Here is a 23,827-nt window from a genome sequence, read left to right on the forward strand (position 1 = left end):
CGCGTGCGTGCCGCCTGCCCATGACTTGACCATGACGACCCTGAACGACTATCTCGCGCAAAAGCGCGATGCGTGGCACGCGAAGCAGCAGGCCGCTCGCAACGATCCCGATTTCAAGGCGACGCCGCTGAAAGCGACCGTGCGCGCGCTCGGCCGCAGCGGCGTGCGCGAGATCCGGATTCGCGATTTCCAGGTGATCAGCGACAGCCCGCCCGATTTCGCGGGCTACAACCTCGGGCCTGCATCGCCGGAGCTGCAGCTTGGCGTGCTCGGCAGTTGCCTCACGCACATCACGTTGATCCAGGCCGCGGAGCGGGGCTTGAAGATCGACGCAATCGAAGTCGAAGTCACCGGCGACCAGCATCCGCTCGCGCAGCAACCGGGGTTCGAACAGGTGCCGGTATTCCCGCACAACATCCGCTATACGCTGGACATCGTGTCGCCGGAGCCGCCGGAAGCCATTCGTGCATTGCATCAGGCGGTCGAGGAGGTGTGCCCGATCTTCAACCTGCTGAGGCTGCCGCAGCACATCGACGGGGAATTGCGGCATACCGGCGCGTGATGCGATGACGCATTGCTGCTCGGCCAAGTTTGGAAATGAAATAGACGTATTGTGATAAGAATACTTATCCTGATAGTCGTAATGCGAATGCATGACGTTGACGAATTCGCGCCGCCACGCGCCCGACGAGGGCGGTCACGACGCTAGTTGCGCGGTTCCTTCGTCACGTCATGACGATAGGCGCGCGGCGAGCAGCCCACGATGCGTTTGAACGCATGGCCGAACGCGCTATCCGAGTCGTAGCCGAGCCGCTGCGCAATCGCCGAGATCGACGCGTTCGATCTGCGCAGTTCGCGCATCGCCAGCTGGATCCGCCAGCGCAGCACGTATTCGAGCGGCCCGAACCCGAGCCGCCGCTTGAAATGCAGCGCGAACGTCGAACGCGACACGTGGCAGCAGGCCGCCAGCGCGTCGACGGTCCAGCGCCGCTCGGGCGCGGCGTGAATCGCGGCCAGCGCCGCGCTGACGCGCGCATCCGCGAACCCGGCCAGCCACCCGACATCGCTGTTCGCGCCGGCGTCCACATAGCGCCGCAGGATCTGCACCAGCATCATGTGGCCGAGATGCCGAACCATCAGCGACCCGCCCGGCGACGCCGCGCCGAATTCCCGTGCGAGCTGCTGCAGCGACCAGCGCAGCACCACCGCCGGTTCGGAATCGCCGCTGACGACGACCACGGGCGGCAGGCTGCCGAGCAGCAGCGGCATGCCTTCCTCGTACGCGAAGCGGCCGCCGATCAGAAAGCAGTCGGCCGGTTCGCCGTAGTGCGCGATACCGCGTTCGAGATGCCGGTACACGTCGGCGGCCGGCACCGGCGCGACCGACGGATCACTCGCCAGCGAAAATGCCCGCGGCGCGGCGAGCAGGAAGCAGTCCCCCGTGCGCAGCCGGACAGGCGGCCCCGCACCGTCCACGGTCAGCCAGCAACTGCCTTCGACCACCGCGTTGAACTTGATCCCGTCGGGCGGCGGAAGGTCGACCGCCCACGGGCCGCCGGCCCGCAGGCCGGTGAAAAACGAGTCGCGCGTTTCCAGCAGCGACAGCACTTCCGATAGCGGGTCCACGCGCAATCCCCGGACGATCTCGACGAAAAACCGGATTCTATTGCATTCACAGTCCGGATGTGCGGCCGGAGAATGATCTCGTGCAGTGACGCGGCCGACGGGCGGCCGCGCGCATCGAGCATCATTCCAGGAGCTTTCGATGACGAGTAGGCAGCATCCCCTTCATTCCGGATTCGACGCGGGATCGACGGCGACCGACGTACTGGCCGGCCTCGACCTGCACGGCAAGACCGCCATCGTCACGGGCGGCCATTCGGGTCTCGGCCTCGAAACCACGCGGGCACTGGTGCAGGCCGGTGCGCACGTTGTCGTCGGCGCACGGAGCGCCGCGGCCGCGCGCGAAGCGACGCGCGGCATCGCCGGCGTGGAGATCGCGACGCTCGAGCTCGCGGACCCCGCGAGCGTGGCCGCATTCGCCGCGCGGTTCGTCGACGCGCGTCGCGACGTGCATGTCGTCATCAACAGCGCGGGCATCATGGCGTGCCCGGAAACTCGCTTGGGCGACGGCCGGGAAGCGCAGATGGCCGTCAATCACCTCGGTCACTACGCGCTCGTCAACCGGCTGTGGCCGGCGCTCGCGCACGGCGACGGTGCGCGCGTGGTTGCGGTGTCGTCGCTCGGGCACCGGCTGTCGCCGATCCGCTGGGACGATATCGATTTCGCGCGCGGTTACGACAAATGGCTCGCGTACGGGCAGTCGAAAACCGCCAACGCGTTGTTCGCGGTGCAGCTCGACGGGCTCGGCGCGCCGTTCGGGGTTCGCGCGTATTCGCTGCATCCGGGCAAGATCGCGACGCCGCTGCAGCGTCATCTGACGCGCGCGGAAATGATGGCGCAGGGCTGGGTCGACGAGCACGGCGTGCCGATCGATCCGACCTTCAAAACGCCTGCGCAGGGCGCGGCAACCCAGGTATGGGCGGCGACGTCGCCGCGCATTGCCGATCTCGGCGGCGTCTATTGCGAGGATTGCGACGTCGCGATGGTGACGCGCGGCAACGAGGAATCGGGCGTGCGGCCGCATGCGATCGATCCGGAGGACGCGGCGCGGCTGTGGGCGTGGTCCGCCGCGGCGACGGGCGTCGATGCCTTTGCCGTGCGCCGTTGACGCCCACGCATTCGCCGGGCCGGGCGCCGCGCGGGTATCGGCGGCGATTCGATACTCGCGCGCGGCAGTCTATCCGCGCGTCTGTCGCAGCGCGCGCCCCATTTCCGCGATCGGCATCGCGACGATCGAATTCAGCAACCGCATTTCCCCGGCGTCCGGATGCGCGATCTTTCGCACTTCATCGAGCGTCTGCTCGACGTGACGATCGAGCGGTTCGAGAAAGCGCTGCAGTTCGCTGGCGGCCGCTTTCTCCCTGAGCCCGAGCGCCTGGCCGAACGCGACGAGTGCATCCACGCCGATATCGGCGAATCGCGTCGCATTCCCGAGCGGCATCGTCAGCTCGCAGTGCGGCCAGTGATCGCCGCGATGGTCGGGCCGGTGCGTCGGCGTGTGATAAACGACCGTGCTGACGATGTCGTAGAACGGCGCGAGCCGGTAGCCGCGCGCGTCGACGAAGAACGACAGGTTCTTCAGGTGCGCGTCGGCATTGCCGACCACCACGTTGAACACGGTCCAGCGGAACACCGACAGACGCGTGAGCGCGCGCGTGCTGGTGCGGTCGATCGCGCGGGCCAGTTCCTGTGCATTCGCCCGCTGGTACTTGAAACCGCGGTCGTAGTTGAGCAGTTGCATCGCGTCGATCGTATGCACGCGCCCGGCCGGTTCCGACGCGACGTCGCGGTCGAACCGGTCGATCACGTAGCAGGCGGACGGCGCGCGCAGGAAATGCACGTCGGGCACGTCGAGCCCCATCTTTTTCGCGAGCCGCATGCAGAAGAACTCGTTGATCGCCGAATGCGGATAGCCGGCCGCGCGCATGTCGGGTTTGAGCAGGTGCATCGACGGTTCGCTGCCGACCGGCTCGAACAGCGCGTAGTCGGGCGCGTTGCCGCGCAGCACCAGCAGCAGCTTCTGCTGCGCGCCGGCCGCCGACATGCGCTTGGGCGCTCCTGCTCGCCGTCGGCCAGCAGCGTCAGCGCGCCGGCCGATTCGCGGCCGAAGTACGCGAGCAGGCCCCACGCGTCGGCGGCATCGACCTTCGCCTCGCGCGCGAGCGACGTGCGCATGCCTTCCTCGGGCAGCAGGTTGTCGAAGAACCACTGGACCGGGCGATCGGTCGACGTGTCGGTGAACACGTCTGCGCGCAGCGCAAACGCCGGCGACAGCGGATACGCGGCCGGCGACGCGAGCCACTGCGGGGCGTACGCGAACGACCAGATTCCCTTGTCGTCGGTCAGCGTGCCCATGCGCACGCCGTTCGCGGACGCGATCAGCGTTCTAGCCGCCATAGCTGCTCCTGCGGCGTTGCGCGGCCTTCAGCGCGGTGGCTTCGGAGATCTCGATCGACGACTCCGCGTACAGCCGCACGCCGAGCTCGCTCAGCAGCAGCATGACCTTGCCGATTTGCGCGGTCGGTTTGCCGGCTTCCACCTGGCTGATGAATTTCGGCGACAGCCCGGTCGCGTTCGCGAGTTCGTCCCGCGTGAATCCCTGCTGGATTCGCGCCGCGCGAATGAAGTGGGCGAGCGCGCCGATCGTGTCGACGGATTGGGACTCCGACATGACGTTCTCCGTGCTTCGTATCTGATCGGGAACAGTATTGCATAACTCGCGGGGTTGGGCAGCAGTTCGTATTCGTACGGGAACGAACGGATGATCCCGACGGCTCGGATGCCATTTCGTTCCCAATCGGGAACGAAATATCGGGAAAAGGGGCGTAGGACCAGTATTCGTATCCGATCGGATGCGAAGAGAAGGGACGTGGGCGCCTTCGCATGCGCGTCCGACCGGCCACGCCGGATCGTGCGCGCGGCGGATGGCTGCAGGGGCCGCCGGCTTGCCGCCGTCCCGTGCGCGGAGTGGCGACGCGCGATCGTTCCGCGAAGAACGTCCGGACACCGTAGCCGCGGTGGCAAGGTGTGCGCAGCACGCGCCTTTCTACAATTTCCTCCGACGTACTACACGCGTCGCCCCCTCGGGAAAGCAGGCCCGATCCTTGCGCCGCGCTGGCGTCGTCGGCGGCGTTCGCGCCCCGACGCACGCCGATTTGCATGGGAGGGCGCATGGAACCGATGCCGGTCGTACTGCAGTGGCACGACGTTCTGGTCAGGATCGCGCTGGCGCTCGTCGCGGGTGGGTTGATCGGCGTCGATCGCAGCGAATCCGGCAAGACGGCCGGCCTGCGCACGACGATCCTCGTCTGCCTCGCCGCGTGCCTGTCGATGCTGCAGGTCAATGCGCTGCTGCTGCAGGCGGGCAAACCGGAGGGCGCGTTCTCGGTGCTCGACCTGATGCGGCTGCCGCTCGGCATCCTGACCGGGATGGGCTTCATCGGCGGCGGCGCGATTCTTCATCGCGACGGCCTGGTGTCCGGCGTCACCACGGCCGCGACGTTGTGGTTCGTGACGGTCATCGGGCTGTGCATCGGCGGCGGCCAGTTGTCGCTCGGTGCGGTCGGGCTCGTCCTCGCGCTGCTGGTCGTGTGGCCGCTGCGGTTCGTCGAGCAGCGCTTGCGGCGCGTCAGGACCGCGCTCATCACGGTCGAGTATCCGGTGGGCTCGGCTGCGCGCGAACAACTGGCCGCGAAGCTGCGCGACGCGGGATTCACGTGCCGGACAAAAAGCTTTTGCGAAACGGCCGCACGCGCGGTGCGAGAGGAGGAATTATTCGTGCAGTGGCGCGAAGCGACCGGCGCCGACGTGATGCTGAAGCAACTGATGCGGATCGTCGAGTCGGCCGGCCTGACGTCGGTCCGTTGCTCGACGGAGAACTGACGCGCGCGGCCGCCGGAACGCGCGATGCTCGTGCAGCAGGCCGCCGTGGGCGGTTTATCAAGGAGCGAAACATGACACGTGTATCGGAAGTGATGACACGCGACGCCGCGACCGTCGGTCCGACGCAGAGCCTGCGCGAGGCGGCCAAACTGATGAGCGACCTCGACGTCGGTGCGCTGCCCGTCTGCGACGGCACGCGGCTGATCGGCATGCTGACGGACCGGGACATCGTCGTGCGCGCGGTGTCGATGGGCGTGCCGCCGAACGAGTCGATCGAGGGCGTCGTCAGCGGGCCCGCGAACTGGTGTTACGAGGACGACGACATTTCGGCGGTGCAAAAGAAGATGGAAGACGCGCAGATTCGCCGCGTGCCGGTGGTCGACCGGCAGAAGCGGCTGGTCGGCATCGTCGCGCTGGGCGATCTGGCGACCGCCGCGGACGGCGCGATGTCGTCGACGCTCGGCGCGGTATCGGCGCCGTCGCGCCCGGATCGGTGATCGCCATTGCAGACAAGGAGAACGACATGAACGAAGACAGGGAAACGCAGATCCGCGAGCGTGCGTACCGGCTGTGGCAGGCGGACGGCGCGCCCGACGGCCGGGCCGACGAATACTGGCAGCGGGCCGAGCAGCAACTCGATGCCGAGGGCGGCAGCGCGGACGGAAGCGGCGAGCAGGCGGTGGACTCGCCGGTCGATCAGTCCGCGAAGCGCCGCATTCCGGGCGAGCCGCTGCAGGACGTCGATGCGGTGCCGACCGGCGAGGTCGAGCACGAAAGGCGACGCACGCGGTGAAGCGCGGGTAATCGCAAGCCGGAAGGAGAACGAAGATGACGGCGCACGCAGGAGAGAAAGCGGAAAAAACCGGTGACTTTCGATGCGAGAAATGCCACCGGTCGACGCACGTGCAGGCGGGACACCCGATCCCGAAGTGCCCGCACTGCGGTAACGGCACGTACGGCGAGCGTACGCGCGAGCCGGGCAACAAGTAGGCAGGGCGCACGTCGCATCGCGCGTGCCGCGTTGCGTTTTCGCATCGACGCTGCCACGCGCGTTGGGGAGGCTGCGCCGGATGACGCGCCACGTGTAATTTCTTTGGCGGATTCATTCGCTTGGGGTGCGACCGGGCAGTCCGACGACGGCATGTCGCTTGCTGGAAGCGTTGTGGGCCGCCGTGCCACCCATCGCGGCGCGGTGCGGCGCAACGTATTCAGCATCCGCACGGGGAGAAATTCATGACCCGTGACAGTGAACGACAGGACAGCGCGTCGCCCGACGCGGCACGCGAGGCCGCCGACGTACCGAACCGGCGCAACCCGACACCCGGCGGCGAATCGACCGCGCGCCCCGGCATGGGGCGTCGGTCGGTGCGGGGCAGCCATAGTTGGCTGCGCGGCGCGGGGTGCCGCGGCAGGATGCGGGCGGAACCTCCATTGCCACCAGTCGGACGATTCCACGCCCGATCGTCGACGTATGCGCGAGCAGCGATCTTTATCGCCGCAGCAGATAAACGTATCCGAATCGCTTCGTTGACGCACGCCGGCACGGCCTCGTAGATTCGCGTTTTGACCGAATCAGGGCCGTGCCGTGACGACTCCCACCCTCCGCGACGCCGCAACGCTTTCCGCCGGGCATCCCGCCCTGCGGCCGGACGGCGCGGCGCAGCATTTCGACATCGTGCCGTTCGACGCGCCGCTCGGCGCCGAGGTGATCGGCGTCGACCTGTCGCAACCGCTCGACGCCGACGATTTCGCGCGCATCCATCGCGCGCACCTCGATCACCACGTATTGGTGTTTCGCGACCAGCGCATCACGCCGGACGAGCACATCGCGTTCAGCCGCCGCTTCGGCCCGCTGCAGATCCACGTGCTGCACCAGTTCGCGCTGGCCGGCCATCCGGAAGTGCTGATCGTGTCGAACATCGTCGAGAACGGCAAGCCGGTCGGGCTCGGCGATGCCGGCCATTTCTGGCATTCCGACCTGTCGTACAAGGAAAAGCCGAGCCTCGGCTCGCTGCTGCACGCGCAGGAACTGCCGGCCGAAGGCGGCGACACGCTGTTCGCGAACATGCATCTCGCGTGGGACACGCTGCCGGCCCATCTGCGCCGCGCGGTCGAGGGGCGGCGCGCCGAGCATACGTATCTTGCGCGCTACGCGGAATTGCAGGCGCGCAGCCCGTGGCGGCCGAACCTGTCGCCCGAACAGATCGCGCAGGTCGCGGCGGTCGTGCATCCGGTCGTGCGCACGCATCCGGAAACCGGCCGCAAGGCGCTGTTCGTCAGCGAGCATTTCACGACGCGCATCGTCGGGCTGCCCGACGACGAAAGCCGCGCGCTGCTCGACGAACTGTTCGCGCACAGCGTGCGCGCCGAGCACCTGTATCGGCACGCGTGGCGCGACCACGATCTGGTGTTCTGGGACAACCGTTCGCTGATGCATCTCGCCGCCGGTACGCCCGACCACCTGCGCCGCAAGCTGTACCGCACGACGATCGAAGGCGACGCGCCTTTCTGAGCCGCGCGCCGCGTCATTCATTTCCGCCTCATCCCGACCGGAGTTCCGATGTCGTTTTCGTTATTGCCGGCGCGTCGCGCGCTGGCGGCCACGCTCACCGCCGCGCTCGCCTTCGCGGGCGCACTCATCCCGCAAGCCGCGCATGCGGAGGGCCGCATCCGCATCGCCGAGCAGTTCGGCGTCGTCTACCTGATGCTGAACGTCGCGCGCGACCAGCAACTGATCGAGAAGGAAGGGCGCAAGGCCGGCCTCGACATCAAGGTCGACTGGGTGCGGCTGTCGGGCGGCGCGGCCGTGAACGACGCGCTGCTGTCCGGCGCGGTCGACGTCGCAGGCGCGGGCGTCGGCCCGCTGTTGACCGTGTGGGACCGCACGCGCGGCCGGCAGAACGTGAAGGGCGTCGCGTCGCTCGGCAATTTTCCGTACTACCTCGTGAGCAGCAACCCGAACGTGAAGACGATCGCCGACCTGAGCGCGAAGGACCGCATCGCGGTGCCGGCGGTCGGCGTGTCGGTGCAGTCGCGCGTGCTGCAGTACGCGGCCGCGAAGCAGTGGGGCGACAAGCAATTCGACAAGCTCGACGCGCTCACGCAGGCGATTCCGCATCCGGACGCGACGGCCGCGATTCTCGCGAACAGCAACGTGATCACCGGCCACTTCGGCAATCCGCCGTTCCAGGAGCAGGAACTGGCTGGCAACCCGAACGCGCACATCGTGCTGAATTCGTATGACGTGCTCGGCGGCCCGAGCTCCGCGACGGTGCTGTATGCGACCGAGAAATTCCGCGACGACAACCCGAAGACCTATCGCGCGTTCGTTGCCGCGCTCGCCGACGCCGCCCGGCAGATCGCGGCCGATCCCGAGCGCGCGGCCGATACCTATATCCGCGTGAACGGGTCGAAGATCGATCGTGCGCTGCTGCTGAAGATCCTGCGCAATCCGCAGGTGCAGTTCAAGACCGCGCCGCAGAACACGCTGCCGCTCGCGCAGTTCATGCATCGCACCGGCGCGATTCGCAACGAACCGAAGTCGTGGCGCGACTACTTCTTCGACGATCCGGCGACGGCGGGCGGCAGCTGAGCAGCGCCGATGTTCGGGCGCCGCGATCGACGCTTATGCGTCGGTGCGGTTTCGATATGCGCAATCGATGGTTGGTCCGCACGGCGCCTGGCCGTATGTTGATGGTTTTCCCGCAAGAGATTCGATCGTGAACGCCACTTCTCCCCGAACCTGGTTGCCGCCGTATGCGGCACGTGGCGGCGCGTCGCCGGCCGCGCCGGCCGTGGCCGATACGCGTGCCGACGATCGCCCGGCCGCGAACGCCGCGCAGGCCGGCACGCACAGCGAACGTCTGCTGGCGATCGACCAGGTCAGCCTCGAATACCGCAGCGGCGCGCGGATCGTTCGTGCGACGCATCAGGTGAGCTTCGACGTGTACGGCAGCGACCGCTTCGTGCTGCTCGGCCCATCGGGCTGCGGGAAGTCGACGCTGCTGAAGGCGATCGCCGGCTTCATCGAGCCCGTCGCGGGTTCGATCGCGCTCGACGGCCGGCCGGTGCGCGGGCCGGGGCCCGACCGCATCGTCGTGTTCCAGGAATTCGATCAGTTGCCGCCGTGGAAGACGGTCGTCGAGAACGTCGCGTTTCCGTTGCGCGCCGCCGCGAAGCTGTCGCGCGCCGAAGCACGCGAGCGCGCGCTGCACTATCTCGACAAGGTCGGCCTCGGCACGTTTGCCGACGCCTATCCGCATACGTTGTCGGGCGGCATGAAACAGCGCGTCGCGATTGCGCGGGCGCTGGCGATGCAGCCACGCGTGCTGCTGATGGACGAGCCGTTCGCCGCGCTCGATGCGCTCACGCGCCGCAAGATGCAGGCGGAACTGCTGCGGCTGTGGGATGAATTCCGCTTCACGCTGCTGTTCGTCACGCACTCGATCGAGGAGGCGCTCGTGGTCGGCAACCGGATTCTGCTGCTGTCGCCGCACCCGGGCCGCGTGCGCGCGGAACTCAACAGTCACGAGCATTCGCTCGACAACGTCGATACCGGCGACTTCCGCGACAACGTCGCACGGATCCATCGCCTGCTGTTCGACACCGACGCACCGCACGTACCGACGACGGAGGACGCCGCATCATGAGTACGATCGATCCGGCCGTGCCGCCGCTGCCGCCCGTGCGTGCCGAATATACGCGCACGCTCGACACGCTGCCCGACGCCGCGCGCGCGGCACCGGCGCCGGCGCCGCTGCCGCGCCGCATCGCCGGTGCCGCATGGTTTCGCCGCAGCGTCATCGCGCTCGCGCTGATCGCCGCATGGGAGATCGTCGCGCGCATCGTCGCGAACGATCTGCTCGTGCCGACCTTCGGCGCGACGCTGGCCGCGTTCGTGCAGGGCATCGAGTCGGGCGAACTGCTCGTGAAGACCGGCATCTCGATGTCGGTGCTGCTGCGCGGCTATGCGCTGGGCGTGCTGCTGGCGTTCGCGCTGACGTCGCTCGCGGTATCGACGCGCATCGGCCGCGATCTGCTGACGATGCTCACGTCGATGTTCAATCCGCTGCCGTCGATCGCGTTGCTGCCGATCGCGCTGCTGTGGTTCGGGCTCGGCACCGGCAGCCTGCTGTTCGTGCTCGTGCACGCGGTGCTGTGGCCGCTCGCGCTGAGCATCTATACCGGCTTCGTCGGCGTGCCCGCCACGCTCAAAATGGCCGGGCGCAACTACGGGCTCACGGGCCTGCGCCAGATCGCGCTGATCCTCGTGCCGGCCGCGCTGCCGTCGATCCTGTCGGGGCTGCGCGTCGGCTGGGCCTTCGCGTGGCGCACGCTGATCGCCGCCGAGCTCGTGTTCGGCGCGAGCGCGGGGCAGGGCGGCCTCGGCTGGTACATCTTCCAGAACCGCAACGAGCTGTATACGGACCGCGTGTTCGCCGGTCTCGCGGCCGTCATCGTGATCGGGCTGCTGGTCGAGAACCTCGTGTTCGATACGCTCGAGCGCGTGACCGTGCGGCGCTGGGGCATTCAGCACTGACGGCGTCCGTACGCGATCAATCCCGGCGCGGGCATAACGTAAGCTGAAATCGGCTTTTTACGCGCGGCGGGGGCGTCCCTATACTTGCGGACACCGTGTCGCGCGCTGCCGCGACACGCCCCGATCTCCCCGAACAAGGACCTGCCGAATGACTGCCCGTGATGCCGTCGATCCGCGCGACGCATTGCGCGACGCGCTTGCCGCGCTGCCCGATCTCGCGACCGCGATCGGCCAGGACGCCGCGCAACGCGAGGCGCGTCGCGAACTGCCGTTCGAAGGCTTCGCGATCTTCCGGCGCTCGACGCTGGGTGCGCTGCGGATTCCGGTCGCACGCGGCGGCCTCGGCGGCACGCTGGTCGACCTGTTCGAGTCGATCGCGACGCTTGCGGCCGCCGATTCGAATCTCGCGCACGCGCTGCGCATCCACTACGACCAGACCGAGACGCTGCGGCTGTCGCCGCGCACGGCGTTCAACGACGTGCAACTCGAGCGCGTGCTCAGCGGCGCGATCTTCGGCGGCGCGTCGACCGAGCGCGGTACGTCGCGCCCGGGCGAGAACACGACCGTGCTGCGCCGCGACGGCGACCACTACCGCGTGACGGGCCGCAAATACTATTCGACGGGCACCGCGTTTGCCGATTTTGCGCGCATCAACGTGGAGAACGAGCAGGGCGACGCGCTCGCGGTGATCATTCCCGTCGCGCGCGATGGCCTGCAGGTGCTCGACGACTGGGACGGGATGGGCCAGCGCATGACCGCGAGCGGCAGCCTGTTGCTGAACGACGTGCAGGTGTTCGCGGACGAAGTGGCCCCGCGGGACGGGTCGACGCTCGTCGGCCGTCATTGCGGCGCGCTGCGGCAGCTTCATCTCGTCGCGACGGGCGCCGGCATCGTGCGCAACGTGGTGGCCGATGCACGCCGCTACGTGCTCGAGCACGGCCGGCCCGCGCTGCACAGCCCCGCGCCGACCGCGCGCGACGATCATTTTGTTCAGCAGATCGTCGGCGAGCTGTCCGCGCATAGTCACGCGATCGACGCGCTCGTACGAGAAAACGCACGCGCGCTCGACCGCTCCGCCGACGCGATCGAAGCAGGCGCGGCCGATGCGGATGCGCTCGTGCTCGACAGTGCGCTCGCGACCGCGCGCACGCAGCTGATCGTCAGCAAGCTCGCGCTGCATGCGGCCGAGCGGCTGTTCGAAGTGGGCGGCGCATCGGCGACGGCGCGCGAGCACAACTTCGATCGCCACTGGCGCAACCTGCGCACGATCTTCAGCCACAACCCGTTGTTGCACAAGGCGCGCGTGATCGGCGACTACGTATTGAACGGCGTGACGACGCACCTGACCGAAGGGCGCGTGTTCTGACGACGGCAGGCGACTGCTGCTGCGCCGTCGTCAACGCCGCAAGCCGGCTTCGCGCAGCAGCGGCAGCACGCGCTCGCCGAAGAAGTCGAGATCGGGCTTGAAGTCGTAGAAACTCAACTGGATACCGTCGATACCCGCGCGGTGCAGCCGTACGATGGTATCGGCGACTTCTTCCGGCGAGCCGGTGATCGAGATGTTGCCGCCGATCGCGCGCGCGGCGGCTTGCGCCCGCTGCTCGAACCCACCGCGCCACGCATGTGCGTCGCTGTCGAAGCGGTGGAAGCTGCCTTCGTCCGCATGCGCGACGATCGCGTCGCGGTACGCGCGCGCTTCGGCCGCGGTTTCGCGGCAGATCACGAGCGGATTGAGCAGCGTGCGGATCGTGCGGCCGCGCGCGGCGGCGGCCGCCTTCACGCGTGCGGTATGCGCGGGCAGCGCGTCGATCGCGCGTTCGGCGTCGGGGCCGGCCGGGCTCGTGACGAACACGATGTCCGAATAGCGTGCGGCGAACGCGATGCCCGCATCGGAACCCGTCGCGTTGATCAGCAGCGGGCGACCGTAGCGCGGCTTCGGCGTCACGAATGCGCCGCCCAGTCGCCAGCTCGACAGTTCGGGCGTGTAGCTGAAATTATCCGGTTGCGCCCACAACTGCTGGACCGCGTCGAGGAATTCCGCGGCCATCTCGTAGCGCCGGTCGTGTTCGATCCGGTTCCAGCCGAACATCTCGTGTTCGATCGCGCGGTGGCCGGTCACCACGTTGATGCCCCAGCGCCCGCGCGAGATGTGGTCGAGCGTCGCGGTGAACTTCGCGAAATGCAGCGGATGCCACGGCCCGTAGAGTACGTGGCTCGTCGCGACGAGGATGATCCGCTCGGTGCGTGCGGTCAGCGCGGCCAGCGTCATGAACGAGTCGAGCGCGTGGCCGTCGAACACGCCGCCGTAGCCGCCTTTCGGCAGCCACTGCGACAGCGCGAACACGAGATCGAAGCCGAGCGCTTCGGCGCGGGCCACGAGTTCGGCGTTGTAGTCGAACGTCCAGTCGGTCGAGCGCGGCAGCGTCGACGCGCTCCAGCCGCCGGCCTGGATCGGCAGGAACAGCCCGAGCATCAGCGGCTGCGCGAGCGTGCGCGACACGGGGCTGTCGGGGAAATCCGCCGGCGAACGAACGTCGACGAACGGCGACGGCGCGAGCGGGGCGGTGACGGAGCGATCGCTCATCACGGGGTCCTTGCTGAAAGGGGCGACGCACTGCGCGCGGGTGGGCTGCTCGATGCGGCTGATGCGGCGGCAAGCGAAGCGACGCGCGTCATAGCTGGCCCGGCCGCGGGTCCGGCACGAAGCCGTCGCGGTTCGGCATCTGCACGCGCGGCAGCGTACGTGCGTCGAGCCGGGCGTCGCCGGGCACGATGCCGTTCAGGTGGAGGACGTACGCGGTGACCGCATAGACGTCGTCCGTGCTCAGCGATTGCGGCGCGTTGTACGGCATCGCCCGGCGAATGTAGTCGAACAGCGTCGTCGCGTACGGCCAGTAGCTGCCGACCGTCTTCTTGGGTTTCGCGCTCGCGAGCGAGCCGCTGCCGCCGACGAGCGGATCGCCGACGCCACCTTCGCCGCCGGCGCCGTGACACATCGCGCATTTGTAGGCGAACACGTGGCCGCCGCGTGCGACCGTGCCCGCGCCGGGCGGCAAGCCGCTGCCGTCCGGCGCGACGTCGATGTCCCACGCGGCGAGCGCCGCGCGATCGATCGGCTGGCCCAGGCCGAAGCCCCCGCCGAACGCGCTCGTCGTCATTGCGCAGGTTGCCAGCAGGCAAGCGAGCGGCTTACGCATTGCGCACCTCGCCGTCCGTGCCGACGCGCCAGTTCTGGATGCCGTTGTAGTGGTACTGCGAGTTCCGGCCGCGCGCGGCGACGAGCGCGTCACGGGTCGGTTGCACGTAGCCGGTCTCGTCGGTCGCGCGGCTTTGCAGGTCGGCCGGCTCGCCGCGCCACACCCAGTCGGCCTCGAAGCGCGTCAATGCGCGGTCGCGTACGTCGCCGGCGAGCCGGGCGGGCCGCCACGTGCGGCCGCCGTCGGTCGATACGTCGACGGCGCGAATCCGGCCGCGGCCCGACCACGCGTAGCCGCTGATCGGGTAATAGCCTTGCGCGGCGAGCCGATGGCCGGCCGACGGCCGCGTGATGACCGACTTCGCGTCCATCTCGAACACGAACTGGCGCGCGCAGCCGTTGGGCAGCAGATTCGTGTATTTCGACGTTTCCTCGCGCGTCATCTCCGGCGCCCGCACCAGCTTCAGCCGTCGCAGCCACTTGATGTTCGTGTTGCCTTCGAAACCCGGCACGATCAGCCGCACCGGGTAGCCGTTCTCCGGGCGCAGCCGTTCGCCGTTCTGCGCATAGACGACCAGCGCGCGCTCGAGAATCCGGTCGAGCGGCAGGCTGCGCGTCATCGCCGCGCCGTCCGCGCCTTCGGCAAGCAGCCAGCGTGCATCGGCGTCGACGCCCGTTTCATCGAGCAGCGTCGACAGCCGGACGCCGGTCCATTCGCAGCACGACAGCAACCCGTGCGTGAACTGAACCGGCAGCCCGCTCGGGCCGTTCCATTCGCTGCCCGTGTTGCCCGAGCATTCGAGGAAGTGGATCCGCGATTCGGACGGAAAACGCAGCAGGTCGTCGATCGTGAAGACGCGCGGCGCGCGCACGAGGCCGTGCACGACGACGCGATGGCGCTGCGCATCGATGTCCGGCACGCCCGCGTGATGACGCTCGTAGACGAGCCCGTTCGGCGTGATGTCGCCGAACAGGTCGGCGAGCGGCGTCATCGACGAGCCGGAACCGGGCAGCGCAGGCGCGCGGGCGCTGCGGCGAATCACGTCGCGTTCATGCTCCCCTGGCAGGCCGTACGGCGGCGACAGCAGCGGCGCACCGGGCGTGCGCGTCCACGGCGGCACGTCGAGCGGCTGGCTTGCGAGCGCGCCGCCGGCGGGCAGCATCGCGGCAGCCCAGCCGCCGGCGAGCTGGCGCAGCGCCGCGCGCCGGCCGCTGCGCGGCGCACGGGGAGAAAAACGGGAATCGGTCATGGTCGAACGCGTGTTGCGCGCGGGAATCGCGCGCAGGGAAACGATCATTCTCGGCAACCGGGCGCGGCGCGGCAAACAACGATTCCCGCTTTGCTTATCGCGCCTGTCGTGCTTGTTGCGCCACGCCCGATGCGCGTGCCGTCAGAACTTCACGCGCAGCCCGCTGACGAACGCGAGCTGACGATTCGTCGACGACGCGCTGCCGATGTTCGAGATCGCCGCGATCTTGCGGTAGCCGCCCGACGTCGAGGTGCTCGCATCGCCGGCCGCGAGCTGGTAGATGCCCGACACGTAGATATCGGTGCGCTTCGACAACGCATAGTCGAACCCGAGCGTGAACTGGTGCCAGCGCGGCTTCAGCGTCTGGCCGCTCGTGCCCGGCAGGCCGCTCGCGCGCCCGTCGGTGAACGTATAGACCCCGATCAGCGTGGCCGCAGGCGTGAGCTGGTAGCGTGCGTTCACGTCGTAGTTGTTGAACTTGCGCGACGAACCGTCGAGATAATTGAGCTGCGTGTGGCTCCACGCGAAGCCGAGCGTCGCGCGGCCGAGCACGTAGTTCGCGCCTGCCGCGCCGATCTGCTGCTTCAGTACGCCGCCGTTCAGCCCGTAGAAGAACGCGCCGCTGTAGTCGTTGCCGGTGGTCGAGGTCGCGCCGCCCACCGCGCCGCTCGTATTCGATGCTGCATTCGGGTGATTGAACCGCACATAGCCGCCGCCGATCGACAGCGGGCCGTTCACGTAGTTCGCCGATGCGCCCCACGCGCTGTTGTTCGAGAATCCGGTGCCTGCGCCGCCATTGGCCTGGTTGCTGAACGCATAGAGCAGGTCGGCCGTGAAGCCGGCGATTGCGTCGCTGCGGAACTTCACCGCGTTGTTCAGCCGGAAGCTCTGGTTCAGGTTGTCGTTGTCGCCCACGTGCGTGGCCGGCGACCAGAAACCGGCCCCCGAGTACGGCGCGACGAGATCGGTGATCGGCTCGTACTGACGACCGAACGTCAACGTGCCGAGCCCTTTCTTGCCGAGGCCCACGTACGCGGACCGGCCGAACAGCCGGCCGCCCTGGCCGAGCCCGCCGTCGCTCGGCCGGAACCCGCTTTCCAGCGTGAAGACCGCCTGCAGGCCGCCGCCGAGATCCTCCGCGCCTTTCAGGCCCCAGCGGCTGCCGCTCAGCTTGCCGCTCGTCTGCTGGACGTTGCTCGCGCCGCCCTGGTTGTTCGTATACGCGATGCCGGCGTCGACGACCCCGTACAACGTCACCGAACTCTGCGCATGCGCGCCGACCGAACCGATCGAAACCAAACCCAGCACTACCGTTTTTTTGATCATGACCAACCTCTGTTTTTTGTCAGTACGTTTGCGAGGATCACGATGCTATTGACGACGGACGCGCCGATGAACGGCCGATCCGTGGTTTGTAAATCGCTGCGCGGCCGATTTGTAATGTGCATTGCCGTCGGCCCGGCAGGTGTGCCGCGATTGCGTCCGGCACGCCTGTTGCGGCGAACGCATCGTGCGGACCGCGAACGTCGTCCGCCGAAAACCCGTGGACGCGGTCATATCGATCGATGAAATCGTTCGATATCCGTAGTGCTCGTCGTTCGCATGACGATGCGTTTATGCAACGGCCCACTGGGCGAAGACGGGCCGATGCGCTATGCGCGTTCGCATATCGATTCCGCAAAACGTTGGTAGGGCCGGGCGAGGCGCGACGGTAGAGTCTGGCATCCGGCCGCTGGCCGGCATGCGTCGGGAACGGCAGCGCGCACGGATACGCGCGCTTACCGATGGGACGCCCAACGAGAAAGGAGCCATTCGACATGAGTCGCGATGTACTGTTTCTGCTGGAACCGGGCTTTGCCGATCCGAAGCATCCGGGCCAGCGATTCGTCTGTCCGCATGGACTGCCGATCGAAGGGCTGCTCGCGAGCGCGCCCGATCGCGCCGCGCGTCTCGACGTGAAGCGCGTCGGCTTCGAGCGGCCGCGGCCCGCGGTGATCGACGCGCTCGACGATGCGCACCAGGGCCTGCCGGTGCTCGTGCTGGGCCGCGACCAGCCCGCGCCGGACGACGCGCAGACGCTCGGCGACGTGCGCTTCGTCACCGATGCGCGCCGCATCCTCGAACTGCTGGCCGAGCGCCACGGCTTTCCGGCGCTGCATTGACGCGGCGGTTTCGCTTTCCATCCGGTTCCATCCGATCGAACAGGAGCATCCGATGTCGTCAATGTCGGCGGTACGTCGCCGCCTGCTGCTCGCCGGCGCCGCAGTCGCGGCGCATCCATTGGCCGCGTTCGCCGCGCCGGCCGCCGATGCCGATCTGGCCGACACGACGTTGCGCGTCGCGACCTACAAGGGCGGCTGGCGCGCGCTGCTGCAGGCGGCCGGGCTCGACAACACGCCGTACCGGATCGACTGGCGCGAACTGAACAACGGCGTGCTGCATATCGAGGCGCTCAACGCGGATGCGCTCGATATCGGTTCGGGTAGCGAAATTCCCGCCGTGTTCGCCGCGCGGCAGAAAGCCAATGTGAAGTTCATCTCGCGCGTGCGCGAAGACCTGAACAACCAGGTCACGCTCGCGCGCAAGGACACGCCGATCCGCAGCATCGCGGATTTGAAGGGCAAGCGTGTCGGCTACGTGCGCGCGACGACGTCGCACTATTTCCTGTATCGACAGCTGGCGGAAGCCGGCCTGAGCTTCGACGACATCCAGCCGATCAACCTGTCGCCGACCGACGGGTTGTCCGCGTACGATCGCGGCGACATCGACGCATGGGCGATCTACGGCTACAACGGCCAGCTTGCGCGCAACCGCTACGGCGCCCGCGTACTGAAGACGGGGAAGGGCTATCTGTCGGGCAATTTTCCGGTGTATGCGAATCCGCGCACGCTCGACGATGTGCGTCGCCGCGCGGCGACCGGCGATTTGCTGCTGCGGTTCCGACGTGCGTATGCGTGGGCGAACGGGCATTTCCGCGACTATGCGCTCGCGCAGAATCACGAGACGCGTGTGCCGGTTGTGGATCTCGTCTCGATGTTCGATCAGCGCAGCGAAGACTACGCGCTGCTGCCGGTGACGCCCGACGTGATCGCGCAGCATCAGCAGGTCGCGGACGTGTTTGCGCGCATCGGCGTGCTGGACGGGCCGGCGCGTGTCGCGCCGTTGTGGGATACGTCGTTCAATCCGGTGGCGGCGGCGGGGGGCTGACCGCAAGAACACACAGTTCACCGACCGCCTGCACATGCAGGCGATCGGTCGGCACTTCCCGTCATTCACCCCGGCGCCGCGTGATCACGACCGAATCGCTTTCCTCCGAAGCGAAGTCCCGTCACGCGACCTCTGGCGTTCGACGTATCCACACAAGCGCCGTCAATTCACCCCGACAGCACTCCACGCGCGCGCGACCGTCGCGCTTTCCGCCGAGTTCGCGCCGTACAGGTCGTTGGCCGCCTGGATCGACGCACGCCGCGCGTTCGGGTAGCTCGAATTGGCGTTCAGGTACACGGTGAGCGTCCGGTACCAGATCTTGCCGGCCTTGTCGCGACCCAGCCCGCTGAACGTCGTGTCGCCGTTGCAGACCAGTTGCGCTCTCGACAGGCCGGTGTCGGTCGACGGCACCGACGGCCCTTCCGACAGCAGGTAGAAGAAGCGGTTGCCGACTCCCGACGTGAAATGCGGATCGTGGCGCGGATTCGACCACGAGAAGCCGCCGGACGGGTAGCAGCTGAACGACCGGCCGTCGAGATCCTGCTTGTACATCTTGCGCAGGCCGCCGCTCACCACGCGCGCGCCGATCACGTAGTTGCCGGGATCGTTCGGGTTGTTCGCGTAGAACTTCACGAGCGTGCCGAAAATGTCGGACGTCGCCTCGTTCAGGCCGCCCGCGTCACCCGAATAGTTCAGGTTGGCGGTGGCCTCGGTCACGCCGTGACTCATCTCGTGCCCGGCGACGTCGACCGACACCACGGGCTTCGGCAGGCGCGTGCCCGGCTCGCCGTCTCCGTACGCCATCACGCGCGACGACAGCCATGCCGCGTTCGCGCCGGTCGTGCCGCTGCCGGTATTGAACACCACGTGCGCGTAGCTTCTCACGCCGCGACCGTCGTTGAAGATGCCGTTGCGATTGTGCGTGGTCTTGTAGTAGTCCCAAGTCAACGCGAGCCCGTAGTCGATGTCTGCCGCGACGGTCTGCCGATCGGTGGTCGTGTTGTTGCCCCACACGTTCGTGCTGCTCGTGAAGATCGGCAGGTCGGTCGCTTGCTCGACCTCGTCCGAGCTCAGGCCGCGACCATCGTAGACCGAGCCGCCGCCGCGGCCCGGATCGAGCATCCGGTATGCGTTCGTGCCGGTCTGGTCCGTCGTGAGCGTCAGGTTGCCGTAGTACAGCGAGCGGCCGGTGCCGGTCGCGGCGGCGGTCTTGATCAGGTCCTGTGCGTCGAGCACGGCGCCGGTGCGGGCGTCGACGTAGTACAGCACGGCGTCGCCGTGCGTGTCGGTCGACTTGCCGTAGACGCGTACCGCATAGGCCAGCGTCGGCGTGACGTCGCGGGCGAACACGACGAGTTCCGGCTCGTCGACGCGGCGCACGTCCGAGTTGAAGCGCGCGGCCGCGATGTGTCTGGCCCGCGTCGCACCGACGTCGGGTGCGTTGCGTACCACGGCGCGGTTCCCGACCTTGCCGATCGTGCCGGCGAGGTTGATCGGTGCGAGCTGCGTTACGCTGGCTTGCTTCAACTGCCCGTTGCTCGAGTGGACGACCACGTCGCCGCCTATCACGGGCAGGCCCGCGTGGAAGCGATCGAAGCGCACGTGCTCGGTGCCGTCGGGATCGACGATCACGTCACGCACCTGGAACTGGTCGCCGTCGGTTGGGGCGCCTGCTTGTGGCCCCGCGAACTTCAACGTGCGTGCCGTGCCGCTGGCCGCCACGCTGAAGGCGGTCGGGTTCTGCTGGATCAGTTGCAGCGCCTTGTCGACCGCGGCCGGCTGGTCGCCGGCCTGGGCAAAAGCGCTGAGACTCGCGACGGTAATCGCGGTGATGGGCAGCAGTCGAGACAGTTTCTTCATGTAATTCCCCAAGTTATGAGTGGGTTTGTTCGAGGAATGCATCAAGTGATGACTTTTAAACAAGACATGTCGCGAACAGCAGGGGGATGCTAGGAGGTCGTTTTTATAATTACAAGATATTTTCTTTATGATTAATTTCTCATGTCGTTGCCGTTAACCAAGTCGGGATTTGGTGAGGAATATGAAATGATCGTGTCGGGTGAGCTGGACGCAACGGGGCGGCGTATCGGTGGCGGATGGCGGCGACGGATGACGATCCCCGGACTGGGGCAGGGCATGTAAGGCGGACAGAGTGGTGCGAGGTCGAATTGAAGGCGCGATCTGAATTCGTTTATTAAATATTGATTTCGACTGTTGCTGATTCGAATGTGATCTGGCCTCGAAATGACCCGAAGAAGTCAGGCATGTCAAGTTTTTAGAAGGCCAGCAATTGGAATTCGCGGGATTTTTCCATTAGCATGGTCGGAGCGACATTGCGACACCATTTATTGAAAATTTCATGCATGAAATTCAATGTTGTTGCACACTGGGGGGCACCATGCATCAATCGGGCTTGTCATCTGCAAAAGACAAGGTGCACGCACATAGCACCTCGGCCAACAGTCGTACGCTAGCCTCAATTCAAGCGGGTATCGAAGATTTAGTACAAAAACTCGTCGGGCGTCGCCCTACGGGGCTGGCCGACAGCCTCGCCGACCTTGGGTTAGACTCCATCGGACGCCTCAGCCTCGCTTCGCAAATCGAAACTATTTTTGCCGTTTCGCTTCCGTCGACCCTACTGCAAAATGCGACGTCGCTTGCCGACGTGGCAGCGTTGGTCTTGCAACAGACCTCAATTGCAACGGATCGCCCGCTGCCTACTCGATACGTCGCGCTGCGTGAATGGACCGTACCTGCACCGGTTTTCTGTATCGGTGGGGCAGGCGGTAGCGTCGGATATCTTGGCCAGCTCGATGCCGCGCTCGGTTCCGGACGCCCGTTCGTGGCTCTCCAAGCGCCCGGTATTGACCGAGACGACGCTCCGCTTGGCTCCATCGAGGAACTTGCGACCTGGTATTTGCGGACACTACGTGCACTTCAGCCAGTTGGACCTTATCTGTTGGCAGGGCATTCGTTCGGTGGAGTGGTCGCGTACGAAATGGCCCAGCAACTCACTGCCTGCGGTGAAATCGTCGCCGCATTGTTATTGATCGATACCCCTTGGGTCGAATACAACGGCCCCGCAAGCTGCCCGGAATCGGACTTGATACGCTACGAGCTCGAGACGCTCCGAAAGCGTCTTGGAGAGCCGACCATGAATTGGCCGGCAATTGGGGTTGTCCGGCTCGCCGCAGTCTATCAAACCAACATTCGTGCTTTGGAGCGCTACGAACCCAAACACTACGGTGGCCCCGTGACGGTGTTCCGAGCACAAGATGGATTTCCGCCGGACGCAATGCATCCGGCACGTCATCTACATCTCACCTTCAACACATCATTGCCCGGCTGGAATACCGTGTGTCCGGATTTACGTGTCATCGAGGTACCCGGCGATCATTTTACTGTCGTTCTCGAGCCCAATGTGCAGGTTCTCGCCAGGTCGATGCATCATGTCCTCGAAATTCAGGCGACGTTCAAGATTGCGCTCGACCGATTGCGGCCGATACATCGTCCTGCGCCATCTGATCGGGCGTTTGAATCAAAACCCAATCCTGTTCTTCGAGTTTACCATCCGGATTTCATCCGCGACCCGTATCCGTTCTTGCATCAGTTGCGCGCACTGAATCCAGTCCACTATGACCAGAGTTCAGGCTGGTGGCTTACAAGATATGATGATGTGGTTTCGGCGTTAAAGGATCGGCGGCTGTCTGCCGATCCGGCCAAACTGGCTGCGATTAATTCGCATAGCGGAACGCCTACCTGGTGCGCTCATCAACAAATGCAGCCGCTTGCCAAAGTTTATAATAGCTTCATGCTGTTTCAAGATCCGCCTCGCCACGAACTGCTGCGTCGATTATTCATGCCGGCATTGGCAGTCAATCGGTGGGAATCTTACATCGACACCCTCGTCAATGAATTGCTGGATGCGATCCGCAACCGACCCGTCGCCGATCTGGTGCAGGATTTCGCACAGCCATTGACAGTCCGCGTCGCAAGCGCCGTGCTGGGCTTACCCTCCGAGGACGCGGACCAACTGCTAGCATGGGGCAGGGATCTCGCGTTGGGCCTGGACCTGGCTGTCACACCGGAAGAAATGCAGCGCGTCAACCGCAGCGCCGAAGCATGGCTGGACTATCTTCAACAAACAATGACGTCGTGGCACAACGATAGGAGGGCCGCCCCAGAGTGGTTAACCACCGTGCTTGATCCTGACGAACTCGCCGCCGCCTATGCGATGGTGTTCATGGCTGCGTTCGAAACGACACTCAGCATGGTTGGCAACAGTGCCCTCGCACTTTCCGCGCATCCGACGCAACTCGAACACTTGAGGAAGACACCGGCACTGGTCGACAACGCAGTGGAGGAGCTACTCCGATTTGACGGTGCCATCCGGTGTGGGCTTCGTTGTGCGACGGAGGATTTCGAAATCGGTGAGCGCCCAATCGCACAGGGCGACCTCGTGCTGCTCATGTTCTGCGCCGCCAACCGTGATCCGGCGCGCTTTCCGCACCCCGATCGCTTGGACTTCACGCGCCCCAATGCACGTCATCATGTTGCATTTTCGCATGGACTACATTACTGCCTGGGCGCCCAGCTCGCCCGGCTCGAATTACGTTCCGTCGTGCGAGCGCTTTCTCAAAGACCTTACTCCGTCGTGTCAACCTCGGATGGCCCCGCTTGGCGGCATAGTGCCGTGTTTCGGACGCTAACCCAATTGTCGGTTGCGTGGCACAAGTCAAGCGCGAGCGCGGCCGAATGAGATCGCCAGGACTCGCGGCGATTGCGAAGCGGGATGATCGTCAGCCTGGCACGGTTCGCGAGTGACTTGGGGCGTGTAGGGGACGCTTCAGAAAACGGAAAATAATGCACGTTTAGCCCGAGCTACTGATGGGGCGAGCCGGTGAGTCAAGTCGAAGGCGGCGCGGGCAGCGTACGTGCTGGTCCCAGGGGCGCCGCCGACTAGTTGTGGTCGTCGGGTACGAATGGAATGACGCCCTGGCGGAAAGCGGGTGCTCGACGCGGCCGAGGCTGGCCTGATCGTGCTGCCGGAACATGATTACCAGGTGCTGCGTCGCTGGGGCGACGATCAGTACGGGTTTTGACACCATCGAAGCCCAGAGGGCTGTCACG

General features: G+C 66.4%; 21 protein-coding genes and 1 pseudogene. 14 read left to right on the forward strand and 8 right to left on the reverse strand.

What is annotated here, in order from left to right:
• The first annotated feature begins 31 nt into the window (after window positions 1-31).
• Window positions 32-562 (forward strand): OsmC family protein, encoded by a 531-nt coding sequence (locus tag J8I33_RS20185; RefSeq protein ID WP_124630969.1) that lies wholly within the window; start codon window positions 32-34, stop codon window positions 560-562.
• A 143-nt stretch (window positions 563-705) separates the two neighbouring features.
• Here J8I33_RS20185 and J8I33_RS20190 read toward each other — a convergent pair whose 3' ends face one another.
• Entirely contained in the window at window positions 706-1,626 is a 921-nt protein-coding gene (locus J8I33_RS20190; protein WP_209938930.1) for an AraC family transcriptional regulator, read from the reverse strand.
• Between the two features lie 139 nt (window positions 1,627-1,765).
• On the opposite strand from J8I33_RS20190, the gene J8I33_RS20195 reads away from it, so the two are divergent.
• Window positions 1,766-2,731 (forward strand): SDR family NAD(P)-dependent oxidoreductase, encoded by a 966-nt coding sequence (locus tag J8I33_RS20195; protein ID WP_209938978.1) that lies wholly within the window; start codon window positions 1,766-1,768, stop codon window positions 2,729-2,731.
• Window positions 2,732-2,800: 69 nt separating this feature from the next.
• On the opposite strand, the pseudogene J8I33_RS20200 reads toward J8I33_RS20195, so the two are convergent.
• A pseudogene (locus J8I33_RS20200) lies at window positions 2,801-4,020 on the reverse strand (HipA domain-containing protein).
• Window positions 4,010-4,294: a helix-turn-helix transcriptional regulator gene (locus J8I33_RS20205; protein ID WP_050017827.1), complete on the reverse strand. Its 285-nt coding sequence runs from the start codon at window positions 4,292-4,294 to the stop codon at window positions 4,010-4,012. Before J8I33_RS20205 ends, J8I33_RS20200 begins: the two are co-directional and overlap by 11 nt.
• Window positions 4,295-4,794: 500 nt before the next feature.
• Between J8I33_RS20205 and J8I33_RS20210 the strand changes: the two genes are divergently transcribed.
• The 9 genes from J8I33_RS20210 to J8I33_RS20250 all read left to right on the forward strand — a co-directional run bounded on the left by J8I33_RS20210 (window position 4,795) and on the right by J8I33_RS20250 (window position 12,410).
• Window positions 4,795-5,505, forward strand: coding sequence for an MgtC/SapB family protein (locus tag J8I33_RS20210; RefSeq protein WP_050017828.1), 711 nt, complete (start codon window positions 4,795-4,797; stop codon window positions 5,503-5,505).
• A 71-nt stretch (window positions 5,506-5,576) separates the two neighbouring features.
• A complete protein-coding gene (locus J8I33_RS20215; protein WP_124679658.1) occupies window positions 5,577-6,002 on the forward strand; it encodes a CBS domain-containing protein in 426 nt (141 codons plus the stop codon).
• 26 nt (window positions 6,003-6,028) lie between these two features.
• Entirely contained in the window at window positions 6,029-6,298 is a 270-nt protein-coding gene (locus J8I33_RS20220) for a DUF2934 domain-containing protein (RefSeq protein ID WP_209924396.1), read from the forward strand.
• A 35-nt stretch (window positions 6,299-6,333) separates the two neighbouring features.
• Window positions 6,334-6,495 (forward strand): alpha helical protein, encoded by a 162-nt coding sequence (locus tag J8I33_RS20225; protein WP_069616909.1) that lies wholly within the window; start codon window positions 6,334-6,336, stop codon window positions 6,493-6,495.
• Between the two features lie 649 nt (window positions 6,496-7,144).
• Window positions 7,145-8,017, forward strand: coding sequence for a TauD/TfdA family dioxygenase (locus J8I33_RS20230; protein ID WP_239469038.1), 873 nt, complete (start codon window positions 7,145-7,147; stop codon window positions 8,015-8,017).
• Between the two features lie 48 nt (window positions 8,018-8,065).
• Window positions 8,066-9,097 (forward strand): ABC transporter substrate-binding protein, encoded by a 1,032-nt coding sequence (locus J8I33_RS20235; RefSeq protein WP_124638156.1) that lies wholly within the window; start codon window positions 8,066-8,068, stop codon window positions 9,095-9,097.
• Window positions 9,098-9,164: 67 nt separating this feature from the next.
• Window positions 9,165-10,154, forward strand: coding sequence for an ABC transporter ATP-binding protein (locus J8I33_RS20240; protein WP_209938936.1), 990 nt, complete (start codon window positions 9,165-9,167; stop codon window positions 10,152-10,154).
• Window positions 10,151-11,044 carry an ABC transporter permease gene (locus J8I33_RS20245; RefSeq protein ID WP_209938938.1) on the forward strand — a complete coding sequence of 298 codons (894 nt, stop codon included), beginning with the start codon at window positions 10,151-10,153 and terminating at the stop codon, window positions 11,042-11,044. The genes J8I33_RS20240 and J8I33_RS20245 overlap by 4 nt, the downstream gene beginning before the upstream one ends.
• 148 nt (window positions 11,045-11,192) lie before the next feature.
• Entirely contained in the window at window positions 11,193-12,410 is a 1,218-nt protein-coding gene (locus J8I33_RS20250) for an acyl-CoA dehydrogenase family protein (protein ID WP_089490389.1), read from the forward strand.
• A 30-nt stretch (window positions 12,411-12,440) separates the two neighbouring features.
• On the opposite strand, the gene J8I33_RS20255 is transcribed toward J8I33_RS20250, so the two are convergent.
• From J8I33_RS20255 to J8I33_RS20270, 4 genes are all read right to left on the reverse strand, one after another.
• Window positions 12,441-13,628, reverse strand: coding sequence for an LLM class flavin-dependent oxidoreductase (locus J8I33_RS20255; RefSeq protein ID WP_209938940.1), 1,188 nt, complete (start codon window positions 13,626-13,628; stop codon window positions 12,441-12,443).
• Window positions 13,629-13,716: 88 nt separating this feature from the next.
• On the reverse strand, window positions 13,717-14,241 hold the full coding sequence (locus J8I33_RS20260) for a cytochrome c (RefSeq protein ID WP_209938941.1): 525 nt from the start codon (window positions 14,239-14,241) through the stop codon (window positions 13,717-13,719).
• A complete protein-coding gene (gene soxC / locus J8I33_RS20265) occupies window positions 14,234-15,490 on the reverse strand; it encodes a sulfite dehydrogenase (RefSeq protein WP_209938943.1) in 1,257 nt (418 codons plus the stop codon). Before soxC ends, J8I33_RS20260 begins: the two co-directional genes overlap by 8 nt.
• Before the next feature lie 141 nt (window positions 15,491-15,631).
• Window positions 15,632-16,816 (reverse strand): porin, encoded by a 1,185-nt coding sequence (locus tag J8I33_RS20270; RefSeq protein WP_209938945.1) that lies wholly within the window; start codon window positions 16,814-16,816, stop codon window positions 15,632-15,634.
• Between the two features lie 491 nt (window positions 16,817-17,307).
• Between J8I33_RS20270 and J8I33_RS20275 the strand changes: the two genes are divergently transcribed.
• Both J8I33_RS20275 and J8I33_RS20280 read left to right on the forward strand, forming a co-directional pair.
• Window positions 17,308-17,652, forward strand: coding sequence for a DUF3088 domain-containing protein (locus J8I33_RS20275; RefSeq protein WP_209938947.1), 345 nt, complete (start codon window positions 17,308-17,310; stop codon window positions 17,650-17,652).
• Between the two features lie 52 nt (window positions 17,653-17,704).
• The gene (locus J8I33_RS20280) at window positions 17,705-18,697 is read left to right on the forward strand and encodes an ABC transporter substrate-binding protein (protein WP_209924390.1); all 993 of its coding nucleotides are present in this window, start codon (window positions 17,705-17,707) and stop codon (window positions 18,695-18,697) included.
• 162 nt (window positions 18,698-18,859) lie between these two features.
• Here J8I33_RS20280 and J8I33_RS20285 read toward each other — a convergent pair whose 3' ends face one another.
• Window positions 18,860-20,557, reverse strand: coding sequence for a M4 family metallopeptidase (locus J8I33_RS20285; protein ID WP_124555829.1), 1,698 nt, complete (start codon window positions 20,555-20,557; stop codon window positions 18,860-18,862).
• Window positions 20,558-21,056: 499 nt separating this feature from the next.
• On the opposite strand from J8I33_RS20285, the gene J8I33_RS20290 reads away from it, so the two are divergent.
• Window positions 21,057-23,456, forward strand: coding sequence for a cytochrome P450 (locus J8I33_RS20290; protein WP_209938960.1), 2,400 nt, complete (start codon window positions 21,057-21,059; stop codon window positions 23,454-23,456).
• Window positions 23,457-23,827: the final 371 nt, after the last annotated feature.

The organism is Burkholderia sp. AcTa6-5 (assembly GCF_017815075.1).
In the GTDB taxonomy this organism is placed as follows: Bacteria; Pseudomonadota; Gammaproteobacteria; order Burkholderiales; family Burkholderiaceae; genus Burkholderia; species Burkholderia sola.

What these genes read in the sequence shown, in the direction of transcription:
- soxC (WP_209938943.1), bottom strand. Translation starts at nt 15,490, where the DNA reads ATGACCGATTCCCGTTTTTCTCCCCGTGCGCCGCGCAGCGGCCGGCGC.
- J8I33_RS20290 (WP_209938960.1), top strand. Translation starts at nt 21,057, where the DNA reads ATGCATGAAATTCAATGTTGTTGCACACTGGGGGGCACCATGCATCAA.
- J8I33_RS20215 (WP_124679658.1), top strand. Translation starts at nt 5,577, where the DNA reads ATGACACGTGTATCGGAAGTGATGACACGCGACGCCGCGACCGTCGGT.
- J8I33_RS20255 (WP_209938940.1), bottom strand. Translation starts at nt 13,628, where the DNA reads ATGAGCGATCGCTCCGTCACCGCCCCGCTCGCGCCGTCGCCGTTCGTC.
- J8I33_RS20280 (WP_209924390.1), top strand. Translation starts at nt 17,705, where the DNA reads ATGTCGTCAATGTCGGCGGTACGTCGCCGCCTGCTGCTCGCCGGCGCC.
- J8I33_RS20220 (WP_209924396.1), top strand. Translation starts at nt 6,029, where the DNA reads ATGAACGAAGACAGGGAAACGCAGATCCGCGAGCGTGCGTACCGGCTG.
- J8I33_RS20235 (WP_124638156.1), top strand. Translation starts at nt 8,066, where the DNA reads ATGTCGTTTTCGTTATTGCCGGCGCGTCGCGCGCTGGCGGCCACGCTC.
- J8I33_RS20240 (WP_209938936.1), top strand. Translation starts at nt 9,165, where the DNA reads ATGGTTGGTCCGCACGGCGCCTGGCCGTATGTTGATGGTTTTCCCGCA.
- J8I33_RS20285 (WP_124555829.1), bottom strand. Translation starts at nt 20,557, where the DNA reads ATGAAGAAACTGTCTCGACTGCTGCCCATCACCGCGATTACCGTCGCG.
- J8I33_RS20225 (WP_069616909.1), top strand. Translation starts at nt 6,334, where the DNA reads ATGACGGCGCACGCAGGAGAGAAAGCGGAAAAAACCGGTGACTTTCGA.
- J8I33_RS20205 (WP_050017827.1), bottom strand. Translation starts at nt 4,294, where the DNA reads ATGTCGGAGTCCCAATCCGTCGACACGATCGGCGCGCTCGCCCACTTC.
- J8I33_RS20275 (WP_209938947.1), top strand. Translation starts at nt 17,308, where the DNA reads ATGAGTCGCGATGTACTGTTTCTGCTGGAACCGGGCTTTGCCGATCCG.
- J8I33_RS20245 (WP_209938938.1), top strand. Translation starts at nt 10,151, where the DNA reads ATGAGTACGATCGATCCGGCCGTGCCGCCGCTGCCGCCCGTGCGTGCC.
- J8I33_RS20185 (WP_124630969.1), top strand. Translation starts at nt 32, where the DNA reads ATGACGACCCTGAACGACTATCTCGCGCAAAAGCGCGATGCGTGGCAC.
- J8I33_RS20210 (WP_050017828.1), top strand. Translation starts at nt 4,795, where the DNA reads ATGGAACCGATGCCGGTCGTACTGCAGTGGCACGACGTTCTGGTCAGG.
- J8I33_RS20250 (WP_089490389.1), top strand. Translation starts at nt 11,193, where the DNA reads ATGACTGCCCGTGATGCCGTCGATCCGCGCGACGCATTGCGCGACGCG.
- J8I33_RS20270 (WP_209938945.1), bottom strand. Translation starts at nt 16,816, where the DNA reads ATGATCAAAAAAACGGTAGTGCTGGGTTTGGTTTCGATCGGTTCGGTC.
- J8I33_RS20260 (WP_209938941.1), bottom strand. Translation starts at nt 14,241, where the DNA reads ATGCGTAAGCCGCTCGCTTGCCTGCTGGCAACCTGCGCAATGACGACG.
- J8I33_RS20195 (WP_209938978.1), top strand. Translation starts at nt 1,766, where the DNA reads ATGACGAGTAGGCAGCATCCCCTTCATTCCGGATTCGACGCGGGATCG.